Origin of the sequence: Nocardia sp. NBC_01499 (assembly GCF_045040275.1) — a bacterium.
Lineage (GTDB): Bacteria > Actinomycetota > Actinomycetes > Mycobacteriales > Mycobacteriaceae > Nocardia.
Genome location: NZ_CP109426.1, coordinates 1,916,105 through 1,942,812 on the forward strand (window position 1 = coordinate 1,916,105; position 26,708 = coordinate 1,942,812).

Annotated in this window: 26 protein-coding genes; 16 read left to right on the top strand and 10 right to left on the bottom strand. The window is 66.8% G+C overall.

All coding sequences use genetic code 11. The annotated features are described in order from the left end of the window. Positions 1-398 precede the first annotated feature (398 nt). On the top strand, positions 399-1,490 hold the full coding sequence (locus tag OG203_RS08675) for an alkane 1-monooxygenase (protein WP_405165161.1): 1,092 nt from the start codon (positions 399-401) through the stop codon (positions 1,488-1,490). A gap of 10 nt (positions 1,491-1,500) precedes the next feature. On the opposite strand, the gene OG203_RS08680 is transcribed toward OG203_RS08675, so the two are convergent. Next, positions 1,501-3,177 (bottom strand): fumarate hydratase, encoded by a 1,677-nt coding sequence (locus OG203_RS08680; protein WP_405165162.1) that lies wholly within the window; start codon positions 3,175-3,177, stop codon positions 1,501-1,503. Positions 3,178-3,473: 296 nt separating this feature from the next. Between OG203_RS08680 and OG203_RS08685 the strand changes: the two genes are divergently transcribed. Continuing rightward, positions 3,474-3,944, top strand: a complete 471-nt coding sequence (locus tag OG203_RS08685; protein ID WP_405165163.1) for a MarR family winged helix-turn-helix transcriptional regulator — start codon at positions 3,474-3,476, stop codon at positions 3,942-3,944. Positions 3,945-4,047: 103 nt separating this feature from the next. On the opposite strand, the gene mftD is transcribed toward OG203_RS08685, so the two are convergent. Next, positions 4,048-5,298 carry a pre-mycofactocin synthase MftD gene (gene mftD, locus OG203_RS08690; RefSeq protein WP_405165164.1) on the bottom strand — a complete coding sequence of 417 codons (1,251 nt, stop codon included), beginning with the start codon at positions 5,296-5,298 and terminating at the stop codon, positions 4,048-4,050. Then, positions 5,295-6,050, bottom strand: a complete 756-nt coding sequence (gene mftE, locus OG203_RS08695) for a mycofactocin biosynthesis peptidyl-dipeptidase MftE (protein WP_405165165.1) — start codon at positions 6,048-6,050, stop codon at positions 5,295-5,297. Before mftE ends, mftD begins: the two co-directional genes overlap by 4 nt. A gap of 40 nt (positions 6,051-6,090) precedes the next feature. Here mftE and mftR point away from each other — a divergent pair, with 40 nt between their 5' ends. From mftR to OG203_RS08730, 7 genes are all read left to right on the top strand, one after another. Further along, on the top strand, positions 6,091-6,684 hold the full coding sequence (gene mftR, locus OG203_RS08700) for a mycofactocin system transcriptional regulator (protein ID WP_405165166.1): 594 nt from the start codon (positions 6,091-6,093) through the stop codon (positions 6,682-6,684). Positions 6,685-6,833: 149 nt separating this feature from the next. Further along, positions 6,834-7,739 (top strand): STAS domain-containing protein, encoded by a 906-nt coding sequence (locus tag OG203_RS08705; protein WP_040735778.1) that lies wholly within the window; start codon positions 6,834-6,836, stop codon positions 7,737-7,739. A 14-nt stretch (positions 7,740-7,753) separates the two neighbouring features. Continuing rightward, a complete protein-coding gene (locus OG203_RS08710; protein WP_040735779.1) occupies positions 7,754-8,143 on the top strand; it encodes an STAS domain-containing protein in 390 nt (129 codons plus the stop codon). Next, positions 8,121-8,546: an ATP-binding protein gene (locus OG203_RS08715; protein WP_405165167.1), complete on the top strand. Its 426-nt coding sequence runs from the start codon at positions 8,121-8,123 to the stop codon at positions 8,544-8,546. Before OG203_RS08710 ends, OG203_RS08715 begins: the two co-directional genes overlap by 23 nt. Then, positions 8,539-9,174, top strand: a complete 636-nt coding sequence (locus OG203_RS08720) for a SpoIIE family protein phosphatase (protein ID WP_405165168.1) — start codon at positions 8,539-8,541, stop codon at positions 9,172-9,174. The genes OG203_RS08715 and OG203_RS08720 overlap by 8 nt, the downstream gene beginning before the upstream one ends. A gap of 13 nt (positions 9,175-9,187) precedes the next feature. Then, positions 9,188-11,569, top strand: a complete 2,382-nt coding sequence (locus OG203_RS08725; RefSeq protein WP_405165169.1) for a SpoIIE family protein phosphatase — start codon at positions 9,188-9,190, stop codon at positions 11,567-11,569. 521 nt (positions 11,570-12,090) lie between these two features. Further along, a complete protein-coding gene (locus OG203_RS08730; RefSeq protein ID WP_405167801.1) occupies positions 12,091-12,429 on the top strand; it encodes an STAS domain-containing protein in 339 nt (112 codons plus the stop codon). Between the two features lie 66 nt (positions 12,430-12,495). Here the strand turns inward: OG203_RS08730 and OG203_RS08735 are convergent, their stop codons facing one another. Then, the gene (locus OG203_RS08735) at positions 12,496-13,536 is read right to left on the bottom strand and encodes an LLM class F420-dependent oxidoreductase (RefSeq protein ID WP_405165170.1); all 1,041 of its coding nucleotides are present in this window, start codon (positions 13,534-13,536) and stop codon (positions 12,496-12,498) included. 143 nt (positions 13,537-13,679) lie between these two features. Here OG203_RS08735 and OG203_RS08740 point away from each other — a divergent pair, with 143 nt between their 5' ends. Together OG203_RS08740 and OG203_RS08745 are read left to right on the top strand one after the other, a co-directional pair. Further along, entirely contained in the window at positions 13,680-14,339 is a 660-nt protein-coding gene (locus OG203_RS08740) for a cyclodeaminase/cyclohydrolase family protein (RefSeq protein WP_405165171.1), read from the top strand. Positions 14,340-14,408: 69 nt separating this feature from the next. Further along, entirely contained in the window at positions 14,409-15,374 is a 966-nt protein-coding gene (locus OG203_RS08745) for a TIGR03557 family F420-dependent LLM class oxidoreductase (protein ID WP_405165172.1), read from the top strand. Positions 15,375-15,378: 4 nt separating this feature from the next. On the opposite strand, the gene OG203_RS08750 is transcribed toward OG203_RS08745, so the two are convergent. Next, positions 15,379-16,299 carry an NADP-dependent oxidoreductase gene (locus OG203_RS08750; RefSeq protein ID WP_405165173.1) on the bottom strand — a complete coding sequence of 307 codons (921 nt, stop codon included), beginning with the start codon at positions 16,297-16,299 and terminating at the stop codon, positions 15,379-15,381. A gap of 67 nt (positions 16,300-16,366) precedes the next feature. On the opposite strand from OG203_RS08750, the gene OG203_RS08755 reads away from it, so the two are divergent. From OG203_RS08755 to OG203_RS08765, 3 genes are all read left to right on the top strand, one after another. Then, a complete protein-coding gene (locus OG203_RS08755) occupies positions 16,367-16,771 on the top strand; it encodes a winged helix-turn-helix transcriptional regulator (RefSeq protein ID WP_405165174.1) in 405 nt (134 codons plus the stop codon). A 1,212-nt stretch (positions 16,772-17,983) separates the two neighbouring features. Then, on the top strand, positions 17,984-18,736 hold the full coding sequence (locus OG203_RS08760; protein WP_405165175.1) for a L,D-transpeptidase family protein: 753 nt from the start codon (positions 17,984-17,986) through the stop codon (positions 18,734-18,736). Positions 18,737-18,896: 160 nt separating this feature from the next. Then, positions 18,897-19,796 (top strand): alpha/beta hydrolase, encoded by a 900-nt coding sequence (locus OG203_RS08765; RefSeq protein WP_405165176.1) that lies wholly within the window; start codon positions 18,897-18,899, stop codon positions 19,794-19,796. A gap of 5 nt (positions 19,797-19,801) precedes the next feature. On the opposite strand, the gene OG203_RS08770 is transcribed toward OG203_RS08765, so the two are convergent. Then, positions 19,802-21,559 (bottom strand): ABC transporter ATP-binding protein, encoded by a 1,758-nt coding sequence (locus tag OG203_RS08770; RefSeq protein ID WP_405165177.1) that lies wholly within the window; start codon positions 21,557-21,559, stop codon positions 19,802-19,804. A gap of 85 nt (positions 21,560-21,644) precedes the next feature. On the opposite strand from OG203_RS08770, the gene OG203_RS08775 reads away from it, so the two are divergent. Together OG203_RS08775 and OG203_RS08780 are read left to right on the top strand one after the other, a co-directional pair. Then, positions 21,645-22,070 (top strand): MarR family winged helix-turn-helix transcriptional regulator, encoded by a 426-nt coding sequence (locus OG203_RS08775; RefSeq protein ID WP_405165178.1) that lies wholly within the window; start codon positions 21,645-21,647, stop codon positions 22,068-22,070. A gap of 171 nt (positions 22,071-22,241) precedes the next feature. After that, entirely contained in the window at positions 22,242-23,000 is a 759-nt protein-coding gene (locus OG203_RS08780) for a hypothetical protein (RefSeq protein ID WP_405165179.1), read from the top strand. 9 nt (positions 23,001-23,009) lie between these two features. Here OG203_RS08780 and OG203_RS08785 read toward each other — a convergent pair whose 3' ends face one another. Genes OG203_RS08785 through OG203_RS08800 form a run of 4 tightly spaced genes read right to left on the bottom strand, consistent with a single transcriptional unit; the run spans position 23,010 to position 26,651 of the window. Further along, positions 23,010-24,143 carry a mandelate racemase/muconate lactonizing enzyme family protein gene (locus OG203_RS08785; RefSeq protein ID WP_405165180.1) on the bottom strand — a complete coding sequence of 378 codons (1,134 nt, stop codon included), beginning with the start codon at positions 24,141-24,143 and terminating at the stop codon, positions 23,010-23,012. After that, positions 24,140-25,519, bottom strand: a complete 1,380-nt coding sequence (locus OG203_RS08790; protein ID WP_405165181.1) for an aldehyde dehydrogenase family protein — start codon at positions 25,517-25,519, stop codon at positions 24,140-24,142. Before OG203_RS08790 ends, OG203_RS08785 begins: the two co-directional genes overlap by 4 nt. Continuing rightward, positions 25,516-26,106, bottom strand: coding sequence for a thiamine pyrophosphate-dependent enzyme (locus tag OG203_RS08795; protein WP_405165182.1), 591 nt, complete (start codon positions 26,104-26,106; stop codon positions 25,516-25,518). The genes OG203_RS08790 and OG203_RS08795 overlap by 4 nt, the downstream gene beginning before the upstream one ends. A gap of 2 nt (positions 26,107-26,108) precedes the next feature. Then, the gene (locus OG203_RS08800) at positions 26,109-26,651 is read right to left on the bottom strand and encodes a thiamine pyrophosphate-binding protein (RefSeq protein ID WP_405165183.1); all 543 of its coding nucleotides are present in this window, start codon (positions 26,649-26,651) and stop codon (positions 26,109-26,111) included. Between the last annotated feature and the right edge of the window lie 57 nt (positions 26,652-26,708).

The following is a 26,708-nucleotide window of genomic DNA, read 5'->3' on the forward strand; positions in this document are numbered from 1 at the left end:
CCCAGCAACCACTTTGTTAGCGAAAGCACGGGTTCACCGGCCCGATTCTGCCCGTGCTGGTAGCCGGCCACGGGCCAGCCGTTGCCCATGACGCGCAGACGATCGTGTCACCGCACCATGGACGATCCGACCACCGCAGCGGCGACCCATCGTCCACACCGCATCGGGCGACCTGTCACAATTCGGAACGCTTTCGCTCCACACCGGTAACGAGATCCGGGGTCTCGGCGACTCAGCTAGGACAGAGAACAAACGCGCAGCGGATACGTCATCACTCACAACAGATTACGGTCACCCGTCGCCGGAATCGCACCGAAAGAAGCAGGAAGATCAACCGTCGACAGCCCCGAGGTCAGGATCGGAAGCGCCCGCTGTGGGTGCTCGGCCTGATCGCCCCGATGTGCGCATTGCTCCCCTCGCAGCTCGTGCTGCACACCGGCGCGCCCGTCTTCTGGTGGATCGGCCCGATCATCGTGCTGATCGTCATTCCGGTGCTGGACTGGGTCGTTGGCGAGGACGGCGCGAATCCGCGCGACGAGGATTACGAGCTGCTCTCCGGCGATCGCTACTACCGTTGGTGCACCTATCTGTTCCTGCCGATCCAACTGTTCGGGCTCGGCATCGCGAGCTACCTGTGGGCGGGTAACGGGCTCAGCGGCGTCGACAAGCTCGGCCTGGCTGCCACGCTCGGCTTCGTCAGCGGCATCGGCATCAATGCCGCGCACGAGCTCGGGCACCGGGTCGAGCACCTGGAACGCTGGCTGGCCAAAATCGCGCTCGCACAATCGGGTTACGGGCATTTCTTCGTCGAACACAACCGAGGTCACCATGTGCGGGTCGCGACGCCGGAGGATCCGGCAAGCGCCAGGCTCGGCGAATCGCTGTGGGAGTTCCTGCCGCGCACTGTGAGTGGCGGTTTCCGCTCGGCGATCACGCTCGAGCGGGAGCGCCTCGCGCGCAAGGAAAAGGGTTGGTGGGATGCGGACAACCACATCCTGCAGGCGTGGTCGATGACCGTTGTCCTGTTCGGCACGCTGGTCGCGCTGTTCGGCTGGCATATCCTGCCCTGGCTCGCGCTGCAGGCCGTGATCGGGATCGCGCTGCTGGAGACGGTGAATTACGTTGAGCACTACGGCTTGCTGCGGGCCCGACGCGACAACGGCCGCTACGCCAGATGCTCGCCGCGGGACAGCTGGAACAGCGACCGTCTGGTCACCAACATCTTCCTGTTCCACCTGCAGCGGCACAGCGATCACCACGCCAATCCTGGACGCCGGTACCAGACTTTGCGCAGTTCGGCGGTGGCACCGCAGCTGCCCGCCGGTTACGCGACGATGGTCGTGCTCGCCGCCATCCCGCCGCTGTGGCGGATGGTGATGGACCACCGGGTGCTCGCGCATTACGGCGGTGACATCACCCTCGCCAACGTCCAACCTCCTAGGCAGGGCCGGTTGCGCGCCACACTGGCCTACCGGCGCGCAACCAGCTGAGCGGCGAAGCTCAGACCCGCTCGGCCGAACGGGTGCGCACGCGCAGCGCGATGGGCTTCTGGGTCTCGGCGAAGAAGTCGTTGCCCTTGTCGTCGACGACGATGAACGCCGGGAAGTCTTCCACCTCGATCTTCCAGACGGCTTCCATGCCGAGCTCGGGGTATTCGAGCACCTCGACCGACTTGATGCAGTCCAGCGCGAGGCGGGCGGCGGGGCCGCCGATGGAACCGAGGTAGAAGCCGCCGTGCTCGTGGCACGCCTTGGTCACCTGCGCGGAGCGGTTGCCCTTGGCCAGCATGACGAACGAGCCACCCGCGGCCTGGAATTGGTCGACGTAGGAGTCCATCCGGCCCGCGGTGGTCGGCCCGAACGAGCCGGACGCGTAACCCTCGGGGGTCTTCGCCGGGCCCGCGTAGTAGACGGCCATGTCGCGCAGGTACTCCGGCATCGGCTCGCCCGCGTCGAGGCGTTCCTTGATCTTCGCGTGCGCGATATCGCGGGCGACCACCAGCGGACCGGTCAGCGAAAGCCGGGTCTTCACCGGGTATTTCGACAACTCGGCGCGGATCTCCGACATCGGCCGGTTCAGATCGATCTGCACCACGTCGCCGCCGAGGATCGACTCGGTCTGCTCCGGCAGGTAGTGCGCGGGCTCACGCTCGAGCTGCTCGAGGAACACGCCCTCGGCCGTGATCTTGGCCAGCGCCTGCCGGTCGGCCGAGCAGGACACCGCGATCGCCACCGGGCAGCTCGCGCCGTGCCTCGGCAGCCGGACGACGCGCACGTCATGGCAGAAGTACTTACCGCCGAATTGCGCACCGATGCCGAAGGATTGGGTCAGCTTGAAGACCTCCTCCTCCAGCTCGAGATCCCGGAACCCGTGCGCGGCAAGCGATCCCTCCGTCGGCAGGTTGTCCAGATAGTGCGCCGAGGCGTATTTGGCTGTCTTCAAGGCGAATTCGGCGCTGGTGCCGCCGATCACGACCGCGAGGTGGTACGGCGGGCAGGCCGCCGTACCGAGCGAGCGGATCTTCTCGTCGAGGAATTCCAGCATCCGCGTCGGGTTCAGCACGGCCTTGGTCTCCTGGTACAGGAACGACTTGTTCGCCGACCCGCCGCCCTTGGCCATGAACAGGAACTTGTACGCCGGATGCGCGGGATCGCCTGGTGTGGAATACAACTCGATCTGCGCGGGCAGGTTGGACCCGGTGTTCTTCTCGTCCCACATGGTGATCGGGGCGAGCTGGGAGTAGCGCAGGTTCAGCTTGGTGTAGGCGTCGAAAACGCCGCGGCTGATCCATTCGGCGTCGTCAACGCCGGTCAGCACACCCTCGGACTTCTTGCCCATGACGATCGCGGTGCCGGTGTCCTGGCACATCGGCAGGATGCCGCCCGCGGAGATGTTCACGTTCTTGAGCAGGTCGAGCGCGACGAAGCGGTCGTTGCCGCTCGACTCCGGGTCGTCGATGATCTTGCGCAGCTGCGCCAGGTGTGCCGGGCGCAGGTAGTGGCTGATGTCGTGCATCGCCTCGGCGGTCAGCAGGCGCAGCGCCTCGGGCTCCACCTGCAGAAAGGTGCGTCCGTTGACCTCGAAGGTGTGCACACCCTCGGTGGTGAGCAACCGGTACGAGGTGTCGTCGGCGCCGATCGGCAGCAGGTCTGAATAGCGGAAGTCCGGCGCGGTCACGGGACGCACTCCTTTGGGCAGGTCGGGGCCTAAAGCTGAGCGCGGATCCTGGTTGTCGCTCAGCGGGGCTGGTCACAGGCACAGCGAGCGTATCCACCCGGCTACGTCACACGCTGGTTAGGCAAGGCTTATCCCGGGCAGTTGACACAAAAGGTTGCACGTTCAACCCTGGGAGTGCTACCTGTCGTTCCACACAAAAGCGTTCGGGCGTCCAAGCGTCGGTTCGCCGCACAACCGTCGCGCGACGCACAACGAAGCGCGACAACGTATGACACGCCAGAGTTTGGAGCGCTATCGTGACCGATCCCCATTGGCTCGATGACGTCGAAATGCGCGCCTGGGTGGGCTTTGTGCGCACCCGCGACCTCATCGCCGCGGCGGTCGGGCGAGACTCGACGCGCGAGTCGAACCTCACCTATGTCGAATACTCGGTGCTGGCCTTCCTGAGCAAGACCCCGGACAGCCGCTGCACCTTCGCCGAGCTCGCCGCCCAACTCGAGTGGTCGCAGAGCAGGCTCTCGCATCAGATCACCCGGATGGAAAAGCGCGGACTCGTTGTCCGCGAACCGATCCCCGACGACGCCCGCCGCACCGCCGCCAAACTCACCCCCCGTGGCGCCGAGGTACTGACCGGCGCGGCCCCCGCCCACGTCATCAGCGTCCGCAAACACATGATCGACATCCTCGACCGCCAACAATTGGCCGCCCTCGCCGACATCTACGACACCCTGCTCGCCCACCACCGCCAAACACCGGCCGACAACTAACCATTCGGCAGGCGTGCGCCGCCTCCCACTGCGCCACCACCGATTCCATCTCAGTACCCACCGATTCGGCTGCCGCAGCGCCCGACTCGCTTGTCTCACTCCGCTACTGGGCGGTCACACCACTCGTCTCGGCCGCGGCACCCAGCAATTCGACTGCCCCATTGGTTGATTCACGGGGAGCTGTGGGCATGCCCAGTGCGCGTTCGAATCCCGCTGGTACCACAAGGTCATCGCGGTTGAGGTCGGTGATGCTTGTTTTGCGCAAACCCAGCAGGGCCGAGTCGATGCCGCCGCGCAGGATGTCGAGGACGTTCTCTACGCCCGCTTGGCCATTCGCGGCCAGGCCCCACAGATATCCGCGGCCGATCATTACCGCGCGGGCGCCGAGTGCTACCGCCTTCACGACGTCGCTGCCGCGGCGGATGCCGCCGTCGAGGACGACCTCGATCTGCGCGCCGACCGCCTCGGCTACCGCGGGGAGCGCGCGGATGGCCGCAGGTGTCCCGTCGAGGTTGTTGCCGCCGTGGTTGGATACCGAGATTGCCGCGACGCCCGCGTCGACCGCACGGAGGGCGTCATCGACCCGGATGACGCCCTTCAGCATCACCGGGCCGTCCCACTGCTCGCAAATCCATTGCACGTCCGCCCAATCCGGCGGCGGGGTGCCCATCCATTCGCCGTAGGCGCCGAAGAAGCCGGGGGCGGGGCCGCCGCCGATCGCCATGTTCGGCGCGGTGAGGTCGGGGATGTGCCCGGACTTGGCGTAGGTCGCGAGCCAGCGCGGCCGTGCCAGGGTCTGCGGCGCGAACTTCAGCATGGTGCGCAGGTCGAGTTTCTCCGGGATGACCGGACTGCCCCAGTCCCGCCCGTGCGAGAACGACCAGTCGAGGGTCAGGATCAGGCCGACCGCACCGGCCGCCTTCGCCCGCGCCATCCGCTGCAGGATCTCGTCTCTGCTTCCGCACCAGTACATCTGGAAGAAGGTCGCCGGGTTGGCCGCGATGACCTCTTCGATCGGCTTGCTCGCGAACGAGCTGAGCCCCATCGCGATGCCGCGGGCCGCCGCCGCGCGCGCAACGGCCACCTCGCCGTCCGGGTGCACCGCCTGCACGCCGGTCGGCGAGATCAGCACCGGCATCGAAAGGTGTTGGCCGAGAACGGTGGTCGACTGATCGCGGTCGCCGATCGAACCGGCGACGTGCGGCGCGAAGCCGAGTTCGGTGAACGCCAGCTGATTGTCCTCGATGGTCTGGCCGCGCTCGGATCCGGCGATCAACGCGCCGTACACCGATTTCGGCAGTCTCTTCTTCGCACGCCGCTGCGCTTCGGCAACGGTTTCGAACCACGGATTCATGGTCGGAGGGTCCTTTCCGGGGAAGCTACCGGCCACCAGAGCCGGGTTCGGTCGAGCAGGTCGGTGGTCAGGTGGTCGAGCAGCGCGGCGCCCTCGGCGGCGCTGGCTCCGGTCGGATCGCCGAGCACGCCATTGGCGCTGACCGAGCGCACACCCGCGCCACGCAGCAGCGGCATGAGTTGCGCGAGCGGCCGAACGTCGCCGACTTCGGCGCGGTCGAGCCGGACGCGGTCCGGCGTAAGCGCCAGTTGGACGGCGGTTTCCGAGCGACCGGCATGCAGATCGCCGTGGTAGCGCGGCAAATACACGCGCACATCACGGGACTCGCCGCGCAACAACGTCTCCGCGCGCCGCAGCGGTTCGAGATTGCCGCCGTGCCAGTTGACGAGCAGGATGCGGTCGAAAGTGTCTGTCGCCGAACGGCACAGCTCGATGACCAGCAGTTCCAGCGCGGCCTGCCCGATGGACAGCGTGCCGGGGAACCCCGCATGCTCACCGCTCGCGCCGTACGGGATCGCCGGTGCGACAAGCACATCCGGCCTGGCCGCGGCCAACCGCGCGCACAACGCGGCGGCGATGTCGGTGTCGGTGGACAGCGGCAGATGCGGGCCGTGCTGTTCGGTCGCGCCGACCGCGACGGCGAGAATCGCGTCCGCCTCGGCCCGCTCCCCCGCCTCGGGCCAGGTGAGATCGGCCGCCGCGACGGCCGGATCAGCCGCTGTGCGACTGTGGCCTGCGACACTTTCGGACATATCCGGAGATTATCGTCAGTCACTGACATAATCAATAGCCGTGCCAGCAAAGACCACCCGCGGTCGCCCGCGCGGGACCAGCAAACGCGAACTCGAGCTGATCGCCATGCGCCTGTTCACCGAGCAGGGCTTCGAGGACACCACCGTCGAGCAGATCGCCGCCGCGGCGGGGATCAGCGGCCGCACCTTCTTTCGCTACTTCCCCACCAAGGCGGAGGTGCTCTGGTACCAGTTCGATGACGAAGTCAGCGCTCTGCGCACCGCCTTCGGCGAAGTGCCCGACGATGTTCCGATGATGACCGCCGTGCGTCGAGTTGTCGTGAACGCCAATCGGTATCGGGCCGAGGACGTGCCCGAGCTACGCACCCGCATGCAACTGGTCGCCACCATCCCGGCCCTGGCCGCCACCGCGGGCACGCATTACGACGCCTGGGAACGCGCGGTCAGCGACTTCGCCGCGCGCAGGCTTGGCGAACCGGAGAACGCCCTGATCCCACTGGCTGTGGGACGCACCACATTGGCCGCGGCCCGCGCCGCCTTCGACGCCTGGCTGGCCCGCGCCGACGCGGACCTCACCGTCTATTTAGAGCTGGCATTGAGCGGACTGGAACGCGGCTTCGCCCCTCCGCCATGAATCCCAAGCGAACATCGGGCAGGTTTCATCCGCAACCCGGTTGGGGTATGACTAGGCTCGGTGTCGGTCTCACGGCCGAACGCGCTCGGTCCGACGACCGGACGCACGCTAGATCCCGACTCAAACCGTCGAAAGGGGCAGGAGTTTCCATGTCCGAGGTGTCCATGAGCCTTTCGGCGGATTCGCTGACCGCGGGACCGGTCGACAACCTGCTTCCGCAGTTGGTCGAGCATCTGCGTCAGAACCGCACCGCGCTGCGTGAGGAGTGGGCACGCCGGATCACCGACGCCCAGCTCCTGACCGCGATGACCCCGGAGGAAATCTTCTCCGAGGCGACCTCCGTCTATGACAACTACGTCGAGGTGCTCGAGACCGGTAGCGTCGAGGCGCTGCAGGCCTACGCCCGCGACCTGTCCGAACGCATCATCCCGAGAGGCGTCGAAACCGACGAAGTCCTCGGCATCGTGCTGTTACTTCGCGACGTGCTTGCCCGCTCGCTATTCGAGAAGTACCAGGCCGACTTTCAGTTACTCAACGCGGTGCTCGACGCCTACGAACCGGCCGCCAACCGCATCGCCAATACCGTTGGCGTCTCGTTCGTCCAGGAACGCGAGCGCGTTATCCGGCAGCAGCAGGAGGCGATCCGCGAGCTGTCCACCCCGGTTCTCCAGGTGCGTGAACAGCTGCTCATCCTGCCGATCATCGGCGTGCTGGACAGCCAACGCGCGCGCCAGCTCACCGAACAGCTGCTGCGCGCGATCCGGGCCAATCGCGCGAAGGTGGTCGTCATCGACATCACCGGTGTGCCGCAGATCGACTCGACCGTAGCCAACCACCTGGTACAGACCGTCGACGCGTCCGGCCTGATGGGTGCGAACGTGATCATCACCGGCCTGTCCTCGGAGATCGCGCTGACACTGGTGACCATCGGCCTCGACCTGTCCAAGATGAACGCGGTCGGTGACCTGCAAGGCGGCATCGAGGAAGCGGAACGTCTGCTTGGTTACGAGGTTTCCCGAGTCGCTGAGCGGGTCACCGAACGCGACGGCCGCTAGATCAGGGCGGGCACATGCCGGTACCGATTCTCAAACAGGGCACTTATCTCATCGCGTCGGTTCAATCAGCGTTGACCGACGCCGATACCGAACGCCTGCAAGACGACCTGATGAAACAGGTCAGCAAATATCGGGCGCACGGAATCATCGTCGACGTCACCGCGATCGACATCATGGATTCCTTCGCCGCGAGATCGTTGCGTACCATCGCGCACATGACGCAGTTGCGCGGCGCCGAAACGGTGATCGTCGGGCTGCAACCGGAAGTCGCCTTCGCCATGGTGCAACTCGGGCTCACGTTCGAGGACATGCACACCGCCCTCGATCTCGAAGAGGGCCTCGCCTGGCTCAACCGGAAGACCGCCTCCCCACGCCAGCGAGATGGTCGTGACAGTGGCCGCTGAGAACCTGGTGATCGCGGTCAGAGTGTCGGGCGACATCGTGATCGCACGTCAGGCCGGCCGCGAACTAGCAGCGAAGCTCGGATTCACACTGACAGACCGCACCATGATCTCGACGGCGATCTCCGAAATCGCACGCAACATCACCAGTTACGCGGGCAGCGGCGAAATCCGCCTGATGGTCGACGACCGGGAGGGTCGTCAGGCGCTGGTGGTTCAGGCCGAGGACCAAGGGCCAGGCATCATCGACATCCCGCGCGCGCTCGAGGACGGCTATTCGACCGGGCGCGGACTAGGGCTCGGTCTCCCCGGCGCCCGCAGACTGATGGACCGGCTCATCGTCGATTCGGCACCGGGTAAGGGCACGTTGGTGGAGATGTGGAAGTGGGTACCCAACAGTGCATGACGACGGGTTCATCGGCCGAATCGAGTGGGCGGTGGCCGGTCGCGCGCTGCCCGGTCAACGGGTCTCCGGTGATCGCGGCCTCATCCTCGACACCGGCGGCGGCACCGTCCTTTTCGCCGTGCTCGACGGACTCGGACACGGCGCCCCCGCGGCCGACGCCGCCGACCGGGCCGCGCAGGTGCTCTCCGAGAACCGCGCCGAACCGCTGGACGTACTGATGGTGCTCTGTCATCGGGCCATGGCCGACACCCGAGGTGCCGCGGTATCGCTTGCCCTGTTCGATCCGAGCGACACGGTGCGCTGGCTCGGCGTCGGCAATGTCGAATCCCGGGTGCTGACCGTGAGTCCCGCCGGGCTCACCAGCCGGGCGAACATCTTGCTCACCGCGGGAATCGTCGGCTACCGACTACCGCCGAATCTGCAGACGCAGACCATTCACGTGCGCCCCGGCGATCTGCTGCTGATGTCCACCGACGGCATCGTCAGCGAGTCCGCCGACGTGATCGACCTGTCGAAATCGACCGCGGAGATCACCGCCGACATCCTGGCCAAGCACGCCAAGGACACCGACGACGCGTTGGTGCTCGCCGCCCGCCACCGCGGCTCGGCGCAAGGCCCGACGTCGTGAGGGGCGGCGCCATATGACAGCCCTGGCCGATTTCCTCGACGAGTACGCGAAATCGCTACGGCGACACCTGGATTCGCCCACCCAGGCGACCCTCGCCGAAGGCTACGAGCTCGGCAGGCGGGCCCTGGTCGAGGGCATCAGCCTGCTCGATCTCAACGAGAACCACTTCCGGGTGGTGCAGGCCGCCGAGCACGCCGCTGGCATCGGCGAACCGGACACGCGACTGGCCGAGTCCGCGCTGGAGTTCCTGCTGCAAACCCTTGCCGCACTTGACATCGCGACCCGCGGCTACCTCGACGGGGTCGGCCGCTACGAGCAACAGCGCACCCGCGCCGACGATCTCGCCGGACGCGACGCCTTCCGCACCGCACTGGTCGAGTCGCTGCAGGACGGCTTCTTCGTCGCCGACTCGCACGGCGCCATCGTCGAGGTCAACTCCGCGTTCGGCGCGCTGACCGGATACGGCGCCGCCGATGTGCCCTACCCGCTGCCGCATCCGTGGTCGATGCCGGAGGGGCTGGTCCTTTCGAGCGACCTGCAAGCAGTCGCTACGGGCCGATATCCCGATCTCGGCACGGAGGCACTGCGTTTCGTCATTCCGATCCGGCACCGCGACGGCCGCGACGTGTGGCTCGCGGTGAGTACCAGCGCGCTGATCAAGCCGGAGAACAACGAGCGCATCTTCGTCGGCACCATCCGCGACGTCACCGCCGAGCACGACGCGCAGGCCCGCGATCAGGCCGCGTCCCGGCTGGCCACCGCGGTGGGCGCGGCGACGAGCGTGGTCGAGGTGCTCGCGGTCGGGCTCGATGAATTGCGGCGCACCGTCGGCGCGCAGACCGCGGTGGTGTCGGTGTGGCCGAGCAGGCACGTCGAGCCGGAGGTGTACGTCTCCGGCGCCGAGGGCACGGCGAACGGGCCAGACAGCGCCGAACTGGACGCGCGGGCGCGGGCCATGCTCGATCGGGCCCGACGCAGACCTGGCCGCAGCCTGTTCGCGATTCCGGAGGGCACCGACAGCTCCGAGGGCATTGTCGCCCCGCTCGGCGAAACCGGTGACGCCGCACTGTGGTTGCGGTTCGCCGCGCCGCGCGCGATCAGCGCGGCCGACTGGACGTTGTTCTCGCTGCTGATCGGACACCTGAGCCTCGCGGTGCAGCGGGCGCGCAACTTCGATCAGGCGCGCTCGACCTCGTTGACGCTGCAGCGGGCCATGCTCGGGCCGATCGAACTGCCGCCGCGGTTCTCGGTGCACTACGAGCCGGCGCTGCCGCCGCTGGAAATCGGCGGCGACTGGTATGACGTGGTTCCGCTGCGCGACGGCACCATCGGGGTTGTCGTCGGCGACTGCGTCGGCCGTGGTCTGTCCGCCGCCGTGGTGATGGGTCAATTGCGTACGGCCGCAAGGGCTTTGCTATTGCGCGGGGCCGGTCCGGCGCAGCTGCTCGCCGAGCTGGACACCGTGGCGGCCCGGATCCCAGGCGCGATGTGCACGACCGTGTGCGCCGCAGTGCTCGATCCGGTGCGCGGGCTGGTCCGCTACAGCAGTGCCGGACATATGCCGCCGATCCTGGCCGACGTCGACGCGACGGGGCGATTGCTGGAGGGTGGGCGGTCGTTTCCGCTGGCCACCTTCGATCCGCCGCGCCGCCCGGAGGCGACCACCGCGCTGACGCCGGGTTCAACGCTGGTGCTGTTCACCGACGGTCTGGTCGAACAGCGCGGCGTCGACATCGACGACAGCTTCGCCAAGATCGCCGACGTGCTCGCCGGCACCGCGGTCAAGCTGCCCCGCGAGGTGGCCGACGCGGTGCTGTCGCGCCTGCGACCCGCCGCGGGCTACGACGACGACGTCGCCATGGTGGTGTATCGCCAGCCGCCGGCGCCACTGCGGCTCGAGGTGCCCGCGCACGCGGATGAGCTTGCGGCACTGCGCCGTACGCTCAAGGCCTGGCTGGCCGCCGCCGCGGTGCCGCACGATCTCGCGTCCGATCTGGTGGCCGCGGCCAACGAGGCGTGCAGCAACAGCATCGAGCACGCCTATCGCAACGGCGCGGTGCCGACGGGCCGTCCCGAGAGCACGGACCGCTCGATGGGCCGGGTCGCCCGAGCAGTGCGCGACCCCGCCGCCGACACCAACCGCGTCGAACTGAGCGCCACCTGCAACACCGAGACGGTGGTGATCACCGTCGCCGACGCGGGCAGTTGGAAGCCACGCGCGGCCGATCCCGGCTACCGCGGCCGCGGCATCGACATGATGCGCGCACTCACCGAGGAACTCGATATCGACCACACCGGGCCTGGTACCCGCGTCCGCATGTCGGTCACGCTGCCCGCCATCACCTTCCCGGTGGCAAACCCGTTGCGCGGCACCAGCCGTCACATCTCGAGGTAACGGCGCGCGATGTGCTGAATCCGCCGTCCTCGAATCTGGCGTCGGCGGTGGATCGGCTCGCGCTGCTTCGCGGTTCGCGGTTCGCGGTTCGCGGTTCGCGGTTCGCGGTTCGCGGGAGATGACGCCGTACAAGATCGAGAAAACACCGAGCACGTCGATCCGGTCGGCTTGAACCCGTTGATCATGAAGTTCTGCGAGTTCTTCGGCGACGGCACCCAGTTACACCCGTCACGGCATGGCCGATACCGAGCCCCGCGACCAGCCATTGAGCAGACCGGCCGGTCACGCTCCGATTCTGAAGCGCCACAACGGCGACTTCGTTGGGCGTCCTACGGTAATGTTTGTCCCTATGGACACGCCTAGGTTGCGAATTCGCCGCTACTTGTGTGTTGTGATGCTGTGAACGAGCGACAGCGAGTGAACCAAGGACACAGCACCCAGTTGGGCGCGACGGAGCCGAGCGCCAGCGAGGCGCAGTCGTGACCAACACTTCCGGAGACGCGTATCCCCTCGCGGACACGATGACCACCACCGTCGCCTCGCAAGACGGTGCGACGGTCCTCACGGTGGCCGGCGAGGTCGACCTGGCAACGGCCCCCGCACTCGAGAGTTCGATCGAGGCGATTCTCAACGGCAAACCCGCGGCCCTGATCATCGATCTGACCGCGGTCAGCTTCCTCGCCTCGGCGGGCATGGCCGTTCTTGTCGCAACACATCAGCGTGCTGGCGAGAACACGGCGATCGCCGTGGTGGCCGACGGCCCGGCCACCAGCAGACAGCTGCGAATGACCAACCTCGATCAGGTATTCGCCGTGCATTCCACTCTGGAAGCGGCGCTCGCGGGATTCCGCGAAGCCTGACCCGAACGGACTCAGCCGCCTCACCTAGCTCAACGGTGAGGCGGCTGTCTTGTCCCTATTGAAGATTCAGTCGCAGAGTTCGCGCAGCTGCTCGATCAGCTTGACGCGCTCGGCCGGGGTCGCGGCCATCGGGATGACGTTGAGCACGGTGACGCCCGCCTCGGCGAACGCGGCGACCCGCTCCTTGACGTAGCCGGCGGGCCCGACCAGGGAGATGTCGCGGACCAGGGCATCAGGCACGGCCTTGGCCGCCTCTTCCTTCTTGCCCGCCAGGTAGAGCTCCTGGATGCGGTCGGCCTCGGCGCCGTAGCCGTACTTGGTGGCCAGCGTGTGATAGAAGTTCTTGCCCTTGGCGCCCATGCCGCCGATGTAGAGGGCCAGATGCGGCTTCACGAATTCCAGCAGCGGCTCGACGTTGTCGCCGATGGCAAGCGCTGGGCCCGCGTAGACCTCGAGGTCGCCGAGCTGCGGATCACGCTTGGCGAAGCCCGCCGCGAGGGAATCGCCCCAGATCTGCTTGGCCTGCTCCGGCAGGAAGAAGATCGGCTGCCATCCCTCGGCAACCTCGGCGGCCAGCTCGACATTCTTCGGGCCGAGCGCGGCGAGCAGCACCGGAATGCGTTCGCGCACCGGGTGATTGATCAGCTTGAGCGTCTTGCCGAGGCCGGTGCCCTTTCCTTCGGGCAGCGGGATCTGGTAGTACTTCCCGTGGTATTCGAGCTTCTCGCGGCGCCACACCTTGCGGCAGATCTCCACCAGTTCCCTGGTGCGCCCGATCGGCGCGTCGTAGGGAACGCCGTGGAAGCCCTCGATCACCTGCGGGCCCGAGGCGCCGAGGCCGAGGATGAACCGGCCGTCGGAGACGAAGTCGAGCCCGGCCGCGGTCATCGCGGTCAGGCTAGGGGTGCGGGTGTAGATCTGCAGGATGCCCGAGGCCAGCTGCAGGGTGGCGGTCTTGGCCGCCAGGTAGCCGAGCGCGCTCACCGCGTCGTAGGAGTACGCCTCGGGGACGAAGACGATGTCGAGGCCGGCCCGTTCCAGGTCGGCCACCTCCGCCGCCGCCTCTTTGAAACCGCCCGAGTAGTTGATGCCCAATCCGATCCGCATAACACTCAACATAATGGCGACTACGGGTCGGCGCCGCATCGGACCGCTCTGACAGGCCGGTCACACAGGGGGCGTCGATGGCCAACCGGTAGCGTTGACCGCGCACTCCCCACCCTCGCCGCACTCCGAAAGGCCATCATCCCGTGTCGCAGCCGAGCACTTCGTCCCAGGAAACTGTGTCCTCCTTCGGCGAGGCAACGCTCGCGCGGTACCTGACCGATCTGGCCGCCAAGATTCCCGCGCCGGGTGGCGGCGCCGTGGCCGCGCTGCACGCCGCGCAGGCCGCCGCGCTGGTCGCGATGGTCGCGCGCTACACGACCCGCGCCAAGGATGCCGACAACCGGCCGGTGGTCGACCGCATCATCGAGGCCGCCGACGCCGCCCGCGCCCGCTCGCTGGCCCTCGCCGACGCCGATGCCGCCGCGTTCACCGCGGTCGGCGCCGCCTACAAGCTGCCGAAGACCACGGACGAGGAGAGCGCCACGCGCACCGCGACGATCAACGCCGCGCTCGTCGAGGCCGCCCGCGTGCCCGCCGCCGTGGTCGATGAGGCCGACGAGGTGCTCACGCTGGCCACCGAGCTGTTCCCGATCGGCAACCCGAACGTGGTCACCGATATCGGTGCCGCCGCCGACGCCTGCCGTGCCGCGGCCGCCAGTTCGCAGCTCAACATCGAGATCAATGTCGCCTCGCTGCCCGCCGAGGAGGGTGACCGATTCGCCCCGGTTTTGCTGCGCATCGAAGAACTCGTGGCACGCGCCGACGGTCTGCACGCCGACGTGGTGCACGCGGTCCGCGGCTAGCCCGGGGTTTCCGTACCGCGCGGCCGGGTATGTCGGCGACAAGCAGCCGACCGAGCCGAGGAGCTAGCCGTGCAGATCGGATACAAGTTGGCCGCGGAGGCCTTCGGACCGAAAGAGCTGATGCGCCAAGCGATTCGGGCGGAATCCGCCGGGTTCGACTTCGTCGAGATGAGTGATCACTATCATCCGTGGCTCGATGTCCAGGGACATTCGCCGTTCGCGTGGACGGTGCTCGGCGCGATCGCCGCGCAGACCGAACGGATCGGCCTCGCGACCGGGGTGACCTGCCCGACCGTCCGCTACCACCCGGCGATCATCGCGCAGGCCGCGGCGACGCTGGCGCTGGTGTCCGACGGGCGCTTCACCCTCGGCGTCGGCTCCGGTGAGCGGCTCAACGAGCACGTGGTCGCGCGGGAGTTTCCGGACGTGCGCAAACGTCAGGAGATGTTGCGTGAGGCGTTGGAGATCATTCGATTGCTGTGGCGCGGTGGATACCAGTCGTACGACGGCCGGTATCTGTCGCTCTCGGACGCGCGAGTCTTCGATCTGCCCGACGAACTACCGGTGATCGCCGTTGCCGCGAGCGGACCGCCCTCCGCGCGGATCGCGGCCGAACTCGGAGACGGGCTGTTCGCCACCGAACCGAAGTCCGAGATCGTCGAGCGGTACCGCGCGGCCGGTGGTGCCGGGCCGCGCTATGCGGAGGTCCCGATGGCCTGGGCGCCCGACGAGGAGACCGCGGCCAAGGCTGTGCTCGAGACGTCCCGTTGGGCGCTGACCGGGTGGAAAGTGATGAGCGAACTGCCCAACCCGGTCAATTTCGACGCCGCATCCAAAACCGTGCGTCTTGAGGACGTGGTGCAGCAGTTCGCCTGCGGACCCGACCCGGCCCGCTATGTCGAGGTGGCTCAACAGTTCGTCGACGCGGGCTTCGACCACCTCGTCATGCAGAACGCCGGGCCGGACCCGGACGGATTCATCGACTTCTACCAGCAGGAACTCGAGCCCCGGTTCCGCCAGCTCACGCCGAGCTGATCCGCTAGGCGGGCCAATCCCACGCTGTCAGTACGATTTTGCCGCGGACGCGGCCGGATTCGCTGAGCTGGTGGGCTTTCACTACGTCGGCGAGGGGCAGGACCTGATCTATCGTGACGCGCAGGTGTCCGCGGTCGACCATGGTCGTGATCTCACGCAAGGAGACGCCCGACGGTTCGACATAGAAGCGTTCGTAGCGCGGATCGGTCTCGGCGCGCGGATCGACCTCGGCATCCGAGCCTTGCGTTTCGAGGTAGCGACCGTTCGGGCGGAGCACGCGCAGTGAGCGCGAACCGTATTCGCCGCCGACGAGATCGAGCACGACATCGATGTCACCGACGGTGTCGGCGAAATCGACTGCGGTGTAATCGATCACCTCATCGATGCCGAGTTCCCGCAGATACTCGTGGTTAGCGGTGCGTGCGGTGCCAATCACGTAGGCGCCACGATGCTTGGCGATCTGCACCGCGAGATGACCGACACCACCGGCCGCCGCGTGCACCAGGATTCGCTGCCCCGCGCCGACGGCGGCCAGCGCCTGCCACGCGGTCGATGCCGCCACCGGCAAAGCCGCCGCGTGGCTGTGGTCCAGGCTCGCCGGTTTCAGCGCCAACGTATTCGCCTGCGCCACTAGGTATTCCGCGTTCGCACCGCCGAACACCATCCCATAGACGGCATCGCCGATCTGAAACCGGTCAACGCCGGACCCGAGCTCTTCGACGATCCCGGAAACGTCCAATCCCAGTATCAACGGCAGACTTCTGAGCTCACGCACCTGTCCCTCGCGAACCTTCCAGTCCGCCGCGTTCACGCTGGTAGCGGCGACCCGCACCAACACCTCCCCCGGTCCCGGCTGCGGCCGAGCCACCTCAACCGTTTCGAGAACGTCTGGACCGCCGTGTGTGCGTTGAATGATTGCCAACATGCCAACAATTCTGCGGCGACCTAGTATTCATTGGAAAGAAGGCACCTTTATGATCCCGAGGTACCCAATGGATACTGCCCCCGCCCCGACCTTGGTCGAGAGCTATCTGCACAACTGCGCGGCCCGTGAGATCTTCGCCGTGCTCGCCGACAAATGGGTCCTGCTGGTCCTCAGCGTCCTGCGCGACAACAAGACCCCCATCCGCTTCAACGACCTGCGCCGCCGCCTCGACGGCATCACCCAGAAGATGCTCACCCGCACCCTCCGCAACCTCGAACGCGAAGGCCTCGTCCACCGAGCCGTCTACCCCACCGTCCCACCCAAGGTCGAATACTCGCTCACCCCCCTCGGCGAAAGCCTCGCCGCCATCAGCCACACCCTAGGCACCTGGTCGGACCACCACCAACACCAAATCCTCGCCGCCCGAAAAGCTTTCGACACCCGCCCCACCCCCCAACCCCTCACCCCCTGACCACAACAGCACCCAACGGGACATGATGGCGGGCTTACTCGCACTTTCCCCGCCACCATGTCCCGTTCGACGATCAACATCAACCCGTCCGGGACATGACGGCGGCCCCACTCACACTTTCCCGCCACCATGTCCCGTTTGACGATCAACACCACCCCGCACGGGACATGACGGCGGCCCCACCCGCACTTCCCCCGCCACCACCTCCCGTTCGACGATCAACATCACCCCCTCCAGGACATGACGGCAGCCCCACTCACACTTTCCCGCCACCATGTCCCGTTGGGCATGAAGATCCCACTACCTTGAGACCGCCCTGCTTTGGAAAACGCCCGAAAACAGCACCACAGCCAGTCCTCCCCTCCCCAACCGCCACCTCCCACACCCGGGCCGCGGCAGAGAAAGTCGGGAACCCCACCTGACGCGCTCAGCACTACCCGGGCATCCCACGGATCGCCGGAAACCTTGGGGCAGTACACCATTGGACTTCTCTCAGTGCACTGTCCTGGGCGGGTATACCGAGAGATATCCGTCAAGGTGAACCTTCCAAGGTGTTTACCCAGCAGTGCTGGGCACGTCGCCTGCCGTACCCGACTGTAGTTATTCGTCAGGCGCGCGGGGGTAGATGTTCCAGCGTGGTCATCTGGCTGTGGTTGCGTCACAAGCGCTTCGGACCAAGAGGCGGGTAGTCGTGTGGCGGTATGGAGGCGGGGTCTCACAGACCGTGCATACCTTTCACGGGGGATAGACCCTCTGTGAAAGGTATGGGCGCTCTGTGGGTTCCGCAGTCTGGTGGGGCAGGCGCCAATCAGCACCACTACTTCGCGCCCGGCCTGAGCTCGAGCCCGGTCCCGGGCGTCGGCGTCCAGGATCCGCACTCTGACTCGGGATCCGCACTGACTTTAGAGGCCTTATTCCGGGTGCGGATCCCGAGTCCAGGTGCGGATTCTGCTGAGTGGGAGGCGTTCGAGGGTGCTGCCGGCCCAGGCGACGCTCGGGGGTGTATTTGCTCGCGTTGTGCGGGGGATCTGTACGAACGGTCGTGTGCGGGGGTGGGGTTTGGGGGTGGGTGGGGCGGGTAGGCAACATAGAGAGGGGCATGGTGGTCGGTTACGACTGCGGCACGGCTGGATCGATTCGTAGATCGAGTTGATCATGCGGGCCTAAAATTTAGTTTGCTTGCCTACCCACCATCTCGAAGGGGTGGAGCTCATGAGGAATGTCATCAGATTTCTGTTCTTAACGATCTTGGTCGCGGTGTTGGCCGCGTTCTGGTCCGGAACGGCGACAGCGACGCTGATCGGAAATACCACAACCGCGAGTTCGGTCGAAGCGATCGGACCTTCGAACGGACAGCTGGTGGGCGTTGCCCACCCGGTGACCATCACATTCGCCGCGCAGGTCGCTGACCGCGCCAAAGCAGAGCGAAGTATTGATATCAGGGCCGCGCAACCGTTGACCGGGACGTTCGCGTGGACCAGCGATCGGGAGGCGGTGTGGACGCCGACCGGCTTCCTGCCTGCCAATGCCCGCATCACCGTCGGCGCGGGTAACGCTCGCACCGAATTCAACACCAACGCAGGTGTTTTCGGCGACGGCAACATGTCGACACACACATTCACGCTCACGGTCGGCGGCATCCCGAGGACGATGCCTGCCTCGATGGGCAAGCCAGGTCGCGAGACCCCGTCGGGTACTTTCCCGGTGCTGGAGAAGGCCCGCTCCGTCGTATTCGACTCTCGTACGATCGGTATCCCGCTGAGTTCGCCCGAGGGCTACCTCATCAATGGTGAATTCGCCGAACGCCTCACGTGGGGTGGTGTTTATATCCACTCGGCCCCGTGGTCGGTGGACCAGCAGGGCAACTCGAATGTCAGCCACGGCTGCATCAACCTCGCCCCCGCGGACGCCGAATGGGTTTACCACACAATCAATGTCGGAGACCCCGTCACCCTGCACTGGTAAATCAACACCCCCTGACCTGCGCACCGTATGAACGGTTCGCAGGTCTTGGCGGTTGAACCTCATCCCACCTCACTCGGATCGCCCATCGCTCCCGCTCATGACATGATCGAGCGAATGAGACAGTAGGTCTCGGTCGCTGGAACGTGGCAGGAGCTGACAGATGACGACCGCACCCCGCTCGGATATCGAATTCCAGTCGGACGGCACCACGGTCAGGGGCTGGCTGCACCGGCCGAATACCGAGGGCCCGGCCCCCGTCGTAGTCATGGCGCATGGGCTCGGCGCGGTCAAGGAAATGCGACTGGACGCCTTTGCCGAGCGATTCGCCGCCGCGGGAATTGCCGTGGTTGCCTTCGACTATCGGCATTTCGGCGCGAGCGACGGCGAACCCCGACAGCTGTTGAGCATTGCCCGCCAGCTCGCCGATTGGTCGGCGGCGATCGATTACGCCGTCACCCTCGACGGCATCGATCCATCCCGAATCGCTTTGTTCGGAACATCTTTCAGCGGCGGTCATGTGTTGCGCGTTGCCGCACAGGACCGTCGGATCACCGCGGTAGTCGCACAATGCCCGTTCACCGACGGTCTGGCCTCCGCCCCGACCGTCGGACTCCGGCCACTGCTAGCCATCGCCGCCCGCGCGGTCTTGGACCTCGGCGCCGCGGCACTGCGCAGGCCGCCGGTCACCGTCCCGCTCACCGGCAAGCCAGGCCAGACCGCACTGATGAACACACCTGACGCGGCCCCCGGATACACGGCGCTGGTTCCGCCGAAGTTCGCCCACCCCAACGCTATAGCGGCGCGGATCGGCCTAACCCTCCCCCTCTATCGCCCCGGCCGCAGCCTGCGAAAGATCGACTCCCCCGTATTCCTCGGCGTGTGCCTGACCGACTCCGTCGCCCCGGCCCGCCGCACCCTGCGTTACGCGGCAGCCGCCGGACCCAACGTCGAGGTGCACGAATATCCAGCAGGCCACTTCGACATCTACGTCTCCCCCGATTTCGACAAGGTAGTGGCCGACGAGACCACCTTCCTTGTCGAACACCTACGCCCGAGCTGAACCAGTTACGCCGCCTCGATCAGCGCATCATCGCGCGAAAGCAGTGCGGCATAACGACCATCGAGTTCCATCAGCTCATCATGCGACCCACGCTCGACGATGTGCCCTTGGTCGAGCACAACGATCTGATCGGCGTCGCGAATGGTGGACAGCCGGTGCGCGATGGTGATCGTGGTGCGATCGACCGAGAGCGCGTCGATGGCCTGCTGCACCTCCTGCTCGGTGCGGGTGTCCAGCGCGCTGGTCGCCTCGTCCAGCACCAGGATCGGCGGATTGCGCAGCACCGCGCGGGCAACGGCGAGCCGTTGCTTCTCACCACCGGAGAACCGGTACCCGCGTTCACCGACAAGGGTGTTGTAACCATCGGGCAGGCTCATGATGTGCTCGTGGATCTGGGCGGCGCGCGCGGCGTCGTGCAGTTCCCGTTCCGTCGCATCGGGTTTCGCGAACCGCAGGTTATCGGCGACGGTGGCGTGGAACAGGTAGGTCTCCTGAGACACCACCCCGACGGCGGCGGCGAGATCGGCAAAGGACAAGTCGCGCACGTCTTTTCCGTCGATGGTGATCCGCCCCGAGCTCACGTCGTAGAGCCGCGCCACGAGGTAACCGAGAGTGGTCTTGCCGGAACCGGTTTCGCCGACGATGGCCAGGCTGGACCCGGCGGGCACGGTGATGTCGATGTCGCTCAGCACATCTCGATTCCCCGACCCGTAGGAGAACCCGACGTGCTCGAACCGCACCGCACCCGTAACCTCGCCAAGCGCGACCGGCCGAGCGGGCTCCTCGATATCGGGCTGCAGATCCAGGTACTCGAAGATCCTGCCGAACAACGCCATCGAGCTCTGCACCTCGACGCCGGTGGACAGCAGCTGCACCATCGGCCGAAGCAATGTGGTCTGCAGCGTGGTGAACGCGACAAGCGTGCCGATCGAAACCAACGGCTTCCCGCTCGTCACGCTGAGCCCCGCCGCCCAGTAGATGACAGCGGGCATGGCCGACATGACGATCGTGATGGTCGACTGCCGCCACCGTCCCGCCATGCTCGCGCGAATCTCCAGATCGACCAGCCCGCGCGATTCCCGCACGAAACTGTCGACCAGCGCGGGCGAACGTCCCATCGTTCGGCCGAGCAGAATCCCGCTCACCGATAGCGACTCCTCGACGATCGCCGACATTCCTGCCAGCTTCTCCTGCCGCTGACCGGTGATCTTGCGGCGTTCGTTGCCGACGCGGCGGCTGATCCACACGAAGAACGGCAGCATGATCAGCGATACGAGGGTGAGCCGCCAGTCGAGCACGATCATCGCGATCACCGCCGCGACCACCGTGGTGAAATTCGAGACCAGCGACGTCGCGGTGGAGGTGACGGTCGACTGCATACCGCCGATGTCGTTGGCGATGCGTGACTGCACCTCACCGGTGCGGGTTTTGGTGAAGAAGGACAACGGCATTCGCTGTAGCTGGGCGTAGACCGCGGAGCGCAGGTCGTGCATGACGTCCTGGCCGACGGTGGTCGAGATGTAGGTCTGCAGCACGCCGAACACGCTGGTCAGCGCGGCGACCGCGATCATGCCCGCGGCGAGCAGGGTCAGCAGGCCGGTGCGCCCGTGCGGGAGCGCGTCGTCGAGCACCGCGCGCAGCATGAACGGCGAGGCCAGTGCGACGACCGAGGAAAGGCAAACAAGGGCGGCCACCAGGGCCAGCCGGGCCCGATAGGGCCGGAACAACCGGACGATCCGGCGAAGTTGATGTGGGGGCTGCATAGGCGCCTCCTTCCGAGGAGAACTACGTCATGAAACTGAGCATGACTCATAATTGTTCCCAAAACAATGAGTTATGCTCAGAAACATGGAGTCCGCCGACACCGACCTGCCCGAACTGTTCCTGCGCGCGGCCAAACGGATCCGGCGCAACCAGGTCGGCCGACTCGCCCCGCTCGGCCTCACCCCCGCCCAGGCACGGGCCCTGCGCATCATCGGCCACCAGCAGGAACCGCCGCGGATGACCGCGCTGGCCGACCGCCTCGGCATCGTGCCACGCTCGGCGACGACGGTCGTCGACGCCCTCGCCGCCGCGGGCCTGGTCACCCGCGCCCCCGACCCAGCAAACCGCCGCGCCACCCTGGTCAGCCTGACCGAATCCGGCCTCGCCACCCTCGCCCGCATGGCGGACGCCCGCCGCGAGGCCGCCGAGGAACTCTTCGCCACGCTGTCCCCGGACCAACGCGAAACCCTGCGAGACCTGCTGGCTACCCTCGATTCCGCTACCGTGTAGCGCGATCCGGACTTACCGGCCGGTATCCCCCGGGCGTACACCGTTGTCAGCAAACGGGCAGTATTCTGCCCGAAGCGACAGCGAAGTCGGCTGGACCGACCCGTCTCCGCGTTGCTGCATTTCCGGAACGGTGCGGATAACCTGGCGATATGACCTGACGAAGGCGGGGCGATGGATCGACCGGAGATGGGCGCACAGCCCGGATACGACTATGGGCGGGGGCCACAGATGACGAAACGTGGTGTGCCGGAACAACGGTACGCACCGGATGACAGGTACCAGGGCGAGTACGCCGATTGGGTGGACCGGCTGCCCGCACCCGAACCGGACCCGGAACCCGACTACGAACCGGGCTACTTCGAGGACGAGTTCAGCGGTTTGATCGACCGGTCCAAGCGGAACCGGTCGGCCCGCCGCTGGGCGGTGCCGCTGCTCGGCGTACTCGGCGTCGCCGCCGTGGCCGCGGGCGCCTTCGTGTTCTTCCGCGGCGACTCGCAACCGCCCTCGGCGGCGAACAACCCGGCCAGGATCGGTGATCCCGCCGCCTCCGCGAGCACGCAGTGCACCTCCGAGCGGGTCGGGAACCGGATCAAGGGCAACGACCCCGGCGGTTTCGATTCCGGCCCCGGCGCGATCTTCGCCTTCCAGCACGCGTACTACGTCACGCGCTCCGGCGACGAGGCGCGCGCCGCGACCACCCCGGACGCGGCGGTGGAACCGGCCGACGCCATCCAGCGCGGCATCGACAGCATTCCGGCTGGCACCACCTACTGTGTCGCGATCACCCCCGGCGCGTTCGCGAGCCAGTACATGGTCGTCGTCACCGAGAACCGGCCGGGCCGCACGCCGGTCACCTACAACCCGCAGCTGGTCACCACCGCCACGGATGACGGACGCACCCTCATCAGCGCCATCAGCCCCGGCCAATAGTCCTGGCGCTCAGGCGAACTCGTACTTGGCGACGACGTCCTCGTCGAGTTCTATACCGAGCCCCGGACCCGTCGGAATGTGCACCTGGTTGGACCCGTACCGCAGCCGCGTCTCGGGCGTGAGCAACTGCTCGAAGTTGTAGATGCCCTTCTCCAGCGCGAAGTACTCGACGACGAGGGTGTTGCTGACCGCACCGCACAGGTGGACGTGCAGGTTGTGATGCCAGTGCGGCGCCATTTGCAGCCCGAAGGCATCCGCGGCGTGCGCGATCCGGAGCCACTCGGTGACACCGCCGACCACACCGGCGTCGGCCTGCAGGATCGCGGCGGCGCCGGACTCGATGAGTTGCCGGAATTCCCAACGGGTCTGGTGTATTTCGCCGGTGGCGACCGGCGTGCGGATCTGCCTGGCGAGTTCGCCGTGCCCGGCGATCGCGTCCGGCGAGAGCGGCTCTTCGAACCACCACAGGCCCCGGTCGCCCGCCGCACGCTCGAAAGCCTCGATGGCCGTGCGTGCTTCGTGGACGGAACGGTAGGCGTTGTTCGCGTCGAGGGCGAGTCGGCCGGTGTCGCCGATCGCCTCGATCGCGGCCGCCACCCGGCGCGCGTCCTCGGCCACGCTCAGGCCGCCGACCTTGATCTTGTGATCGGTAAAGCCTTGTCCCGCATTGAATTCGATCTCTTTGCGGACGGCTTCAGTCCATTCGCCCTCGTCCGGCCGGTAGTAGCCGCCCGACGCGTACGAGGGCAGCGGGGCGGTCGCACCGCCGAGCAGGCTGACCAAGGGTAGTCCGGCCCGCTTCGCGCGCAGGTCCCACAGGGCGATGTCGATCGCCGACAAGGCCCGGAGCACGGCACCGCGGCGGCCAGCGAGCAGCGCCTCCTGGTAGGCGAGGCTCCACAGTCCGTGCACGTCATTGTGGTCGGCGCCGAGATAGACCGGCGCGAGCACATCGTCGACCGCACACTTGGTCAGGTTCCCGCCGCTGGTTCCGGCGTAGGTGTAGCCGAGCCCGGTCGCACCGGTGTCGTCGGTGACCTCGACCAGGACGTAATGCCGATCGGTCAAGTCGCGGTTGGACATTCGGGTCGGCTTGTCGACCGGGATGCCGACGACACGGGCTGAGATTCGGGTGATGGTCATCGACTACTCCTCGCGAGTGGGGCGGTGCGTACCGCCTGGATGTTGGCGAACTCGGTGGCGCCGTAGGTGCTCAGTTCCCGGCCGTGCCCGCTGGCCTTGACCCCACCGATGGGCAGGCGCGGGTCGGATTCGGAGATCCGGTTGACGAAGACGGATCCGGCCGCGATATTGGCCGCGAGTTGCTCGACCCTGCCGAGGTCACGGCCCCAGATCGAGCAGCTCAGGCCGTAGGCCGAGGCATTCGCGGCGGTCAGCGCCGCGGCCGCCGAGCCGACGGCCAGCACCGCGCCGAGCGGACCGAACGTTTCCTCTTGGAACGCAACGGAATACGTGTCGGGCACTGCGACGATGGTCGGCGTGAACCAGGCGCCGGGACCGGAATCGTCTGCGCCACCGACCAGTACCTCGGCACCGGCAGCCACCGTCGCGGTCAGCTGCCTGCGCAACTCGTCGCGCAGGTCGGCGCGGGCCATCGGACCGATATCGGTGCCTGGCAGTGCCGGATTCCCGACGACCAGCTTGCCGAGCTCGGCGACCATCGCCTCGGTGAACTCGGGAAAGACGCTTCGCTCCACAATGATTCGCTTCGCGGCGATGCAGCTCTGCCCGGCATTGAGGAACCGGGAGCGCACCGCGGCCGCCGCCGCGTCGCCGACCTCGGCGTCGGACAGCACGACGAATGGGTCGGACCCGCCCAACTCGAGCACGACCTTCTTGACCGCCCGCCCCGCCCGTGCCCCGACAATGGCGCCAACACGGTTGCTGCCGGTGAACGCCACCGCGGCGATCCGCGGATCATCGATGAGCGGCCCGATCCGATCCGGCGGCAGCACCACGGCGGTCAGCACACCCGTGCCGCACACCTCGTCGAACAGCCGCTGCACGGCCAGCGCGCAACCGGTGACATTGTCGGCGTGCTTGAGCAGCACCGTATTGCCGATCGCGACCGCGGGCAGCATCGACCGAAAGACCTGCCAGAACGGGTAATTCCACGGCATGATCGCCAAAACCACGCCGAGCGGCCTGGTTCGGATCTGCCCGCCGTCGGGGAACACGTCGACCGCTTGCGGCGCAAGCAGATCGGCGACACGGTCGGCGTAGTAGTCACAGGTGAGCGCGCACTTCTCGATCTCGGCGACGGCCTGGCCGATCGGTTTGCCCATCTCGGTGGTGATCAGCGACGCCAGTCGCCGCGCATCGGCCCGCAATCGGGCGGCCAGCAGCCGCAGCCGATCGGCGCGGTCCATGACCGGCTCGTCGGCGGCCAGGCGCGCGGCGACAACGGCCCGGTTCAGCAGCGCGGACAGCTGATGGTCGGGGGTGAAAGAGTATGCCTCGATGGGACTTCCGTCGGCGGGGTTGATCGTCGTGATCATCGGCCCACCTGCACCGTTGACCGAGCCGCAAGCCAATCCTGGAACCGCCGCCCGAGGATCACCGGGTTCGCCAGCAGCTTCGGCACGTCGGTGGCATTGCCCACCGCGATACGCACATGCAGGAACACCGGGCCTTCCAGGGCAAGCACTTCGGCCAACCGCTGCGCGAGCTCTTCGGGATCGGCCGCGCGGCGCACGGTCCACCCCGCCGCGGTCGCCAACTCCCCCAGGTCGATTCGCGAACCGTAGGTCGGCAGATTGGCCGTCGCGCCGTACACGCCGTTGTCAAGCAGCACCATCACCAGCTTCGACGGCCGCAGAAACCCCGCTGTCGCAAGCACATTCGGATTCATCAGCAACGATCCGTCACCCTCGATCGCCACCACCTTCGGCACGTCGGTGTCCGCGATACCCAACGCGACCCCGGTGGCGACCGAACCCGCCAGCCCCATCGCGTCGAGCAGATACAGGTGATTCGGGCCATCCGCGACCGCCGCCAGCTCTCGACTGGAGGCGGCACAGGTGACAACCACGGGCAGATCGCTCGTCTGCGCGGCGATAATCCGCAGTGCGTCAATACGTTTCACGATCAAGCCGCCTTACCGTCGGTCGCCCAGAAGTGCGCGAGCACGACAACGGGCCGAAAAGTCATGCGGGCGTGCACCCCTGCCTCGGTGACCACCGACTCCCAGTCGTCGGGCCCACTGCGCCGGTCGAGTTCGAAGGACTGGATCCCGAACTGGTCGAGCATGCGCGGCACGTGCTGGCTGAACGTATGGATCATCGAGTTGTACTCGCCGAGCCCGCCACGGGTGTTCGCCACGATCAGCATGGGCAGGTGGTAGGCGAGGTTGAACGTGGTCAGCGCCGTCATCGCATTGCCGAAACCGTTGTCCTGCATGACGATCGCGCCGAGCTTGCCGGTCAGCGGCAAGGCGCCGATCAGCCCGGCCGCCTCTTCTTCACGGGAGAGCGGGAACACCCGCTCCGAGATGCCCGCCGCGCCGCCGCTGGTATCGACCAGCGCCGTGATGACGGGTGCCACGCTGACCGATGGCACGTACCCGACCAGATCGACCTCCGCCGCCCAGATGCCTCTGGCGACGGACGTCGCATACGAGTTGGAATTCACCGAATGTCCCTTCGCCGGACCGGCTGCCGAATCGCAGCCCACTTGGTGTCTGCAACA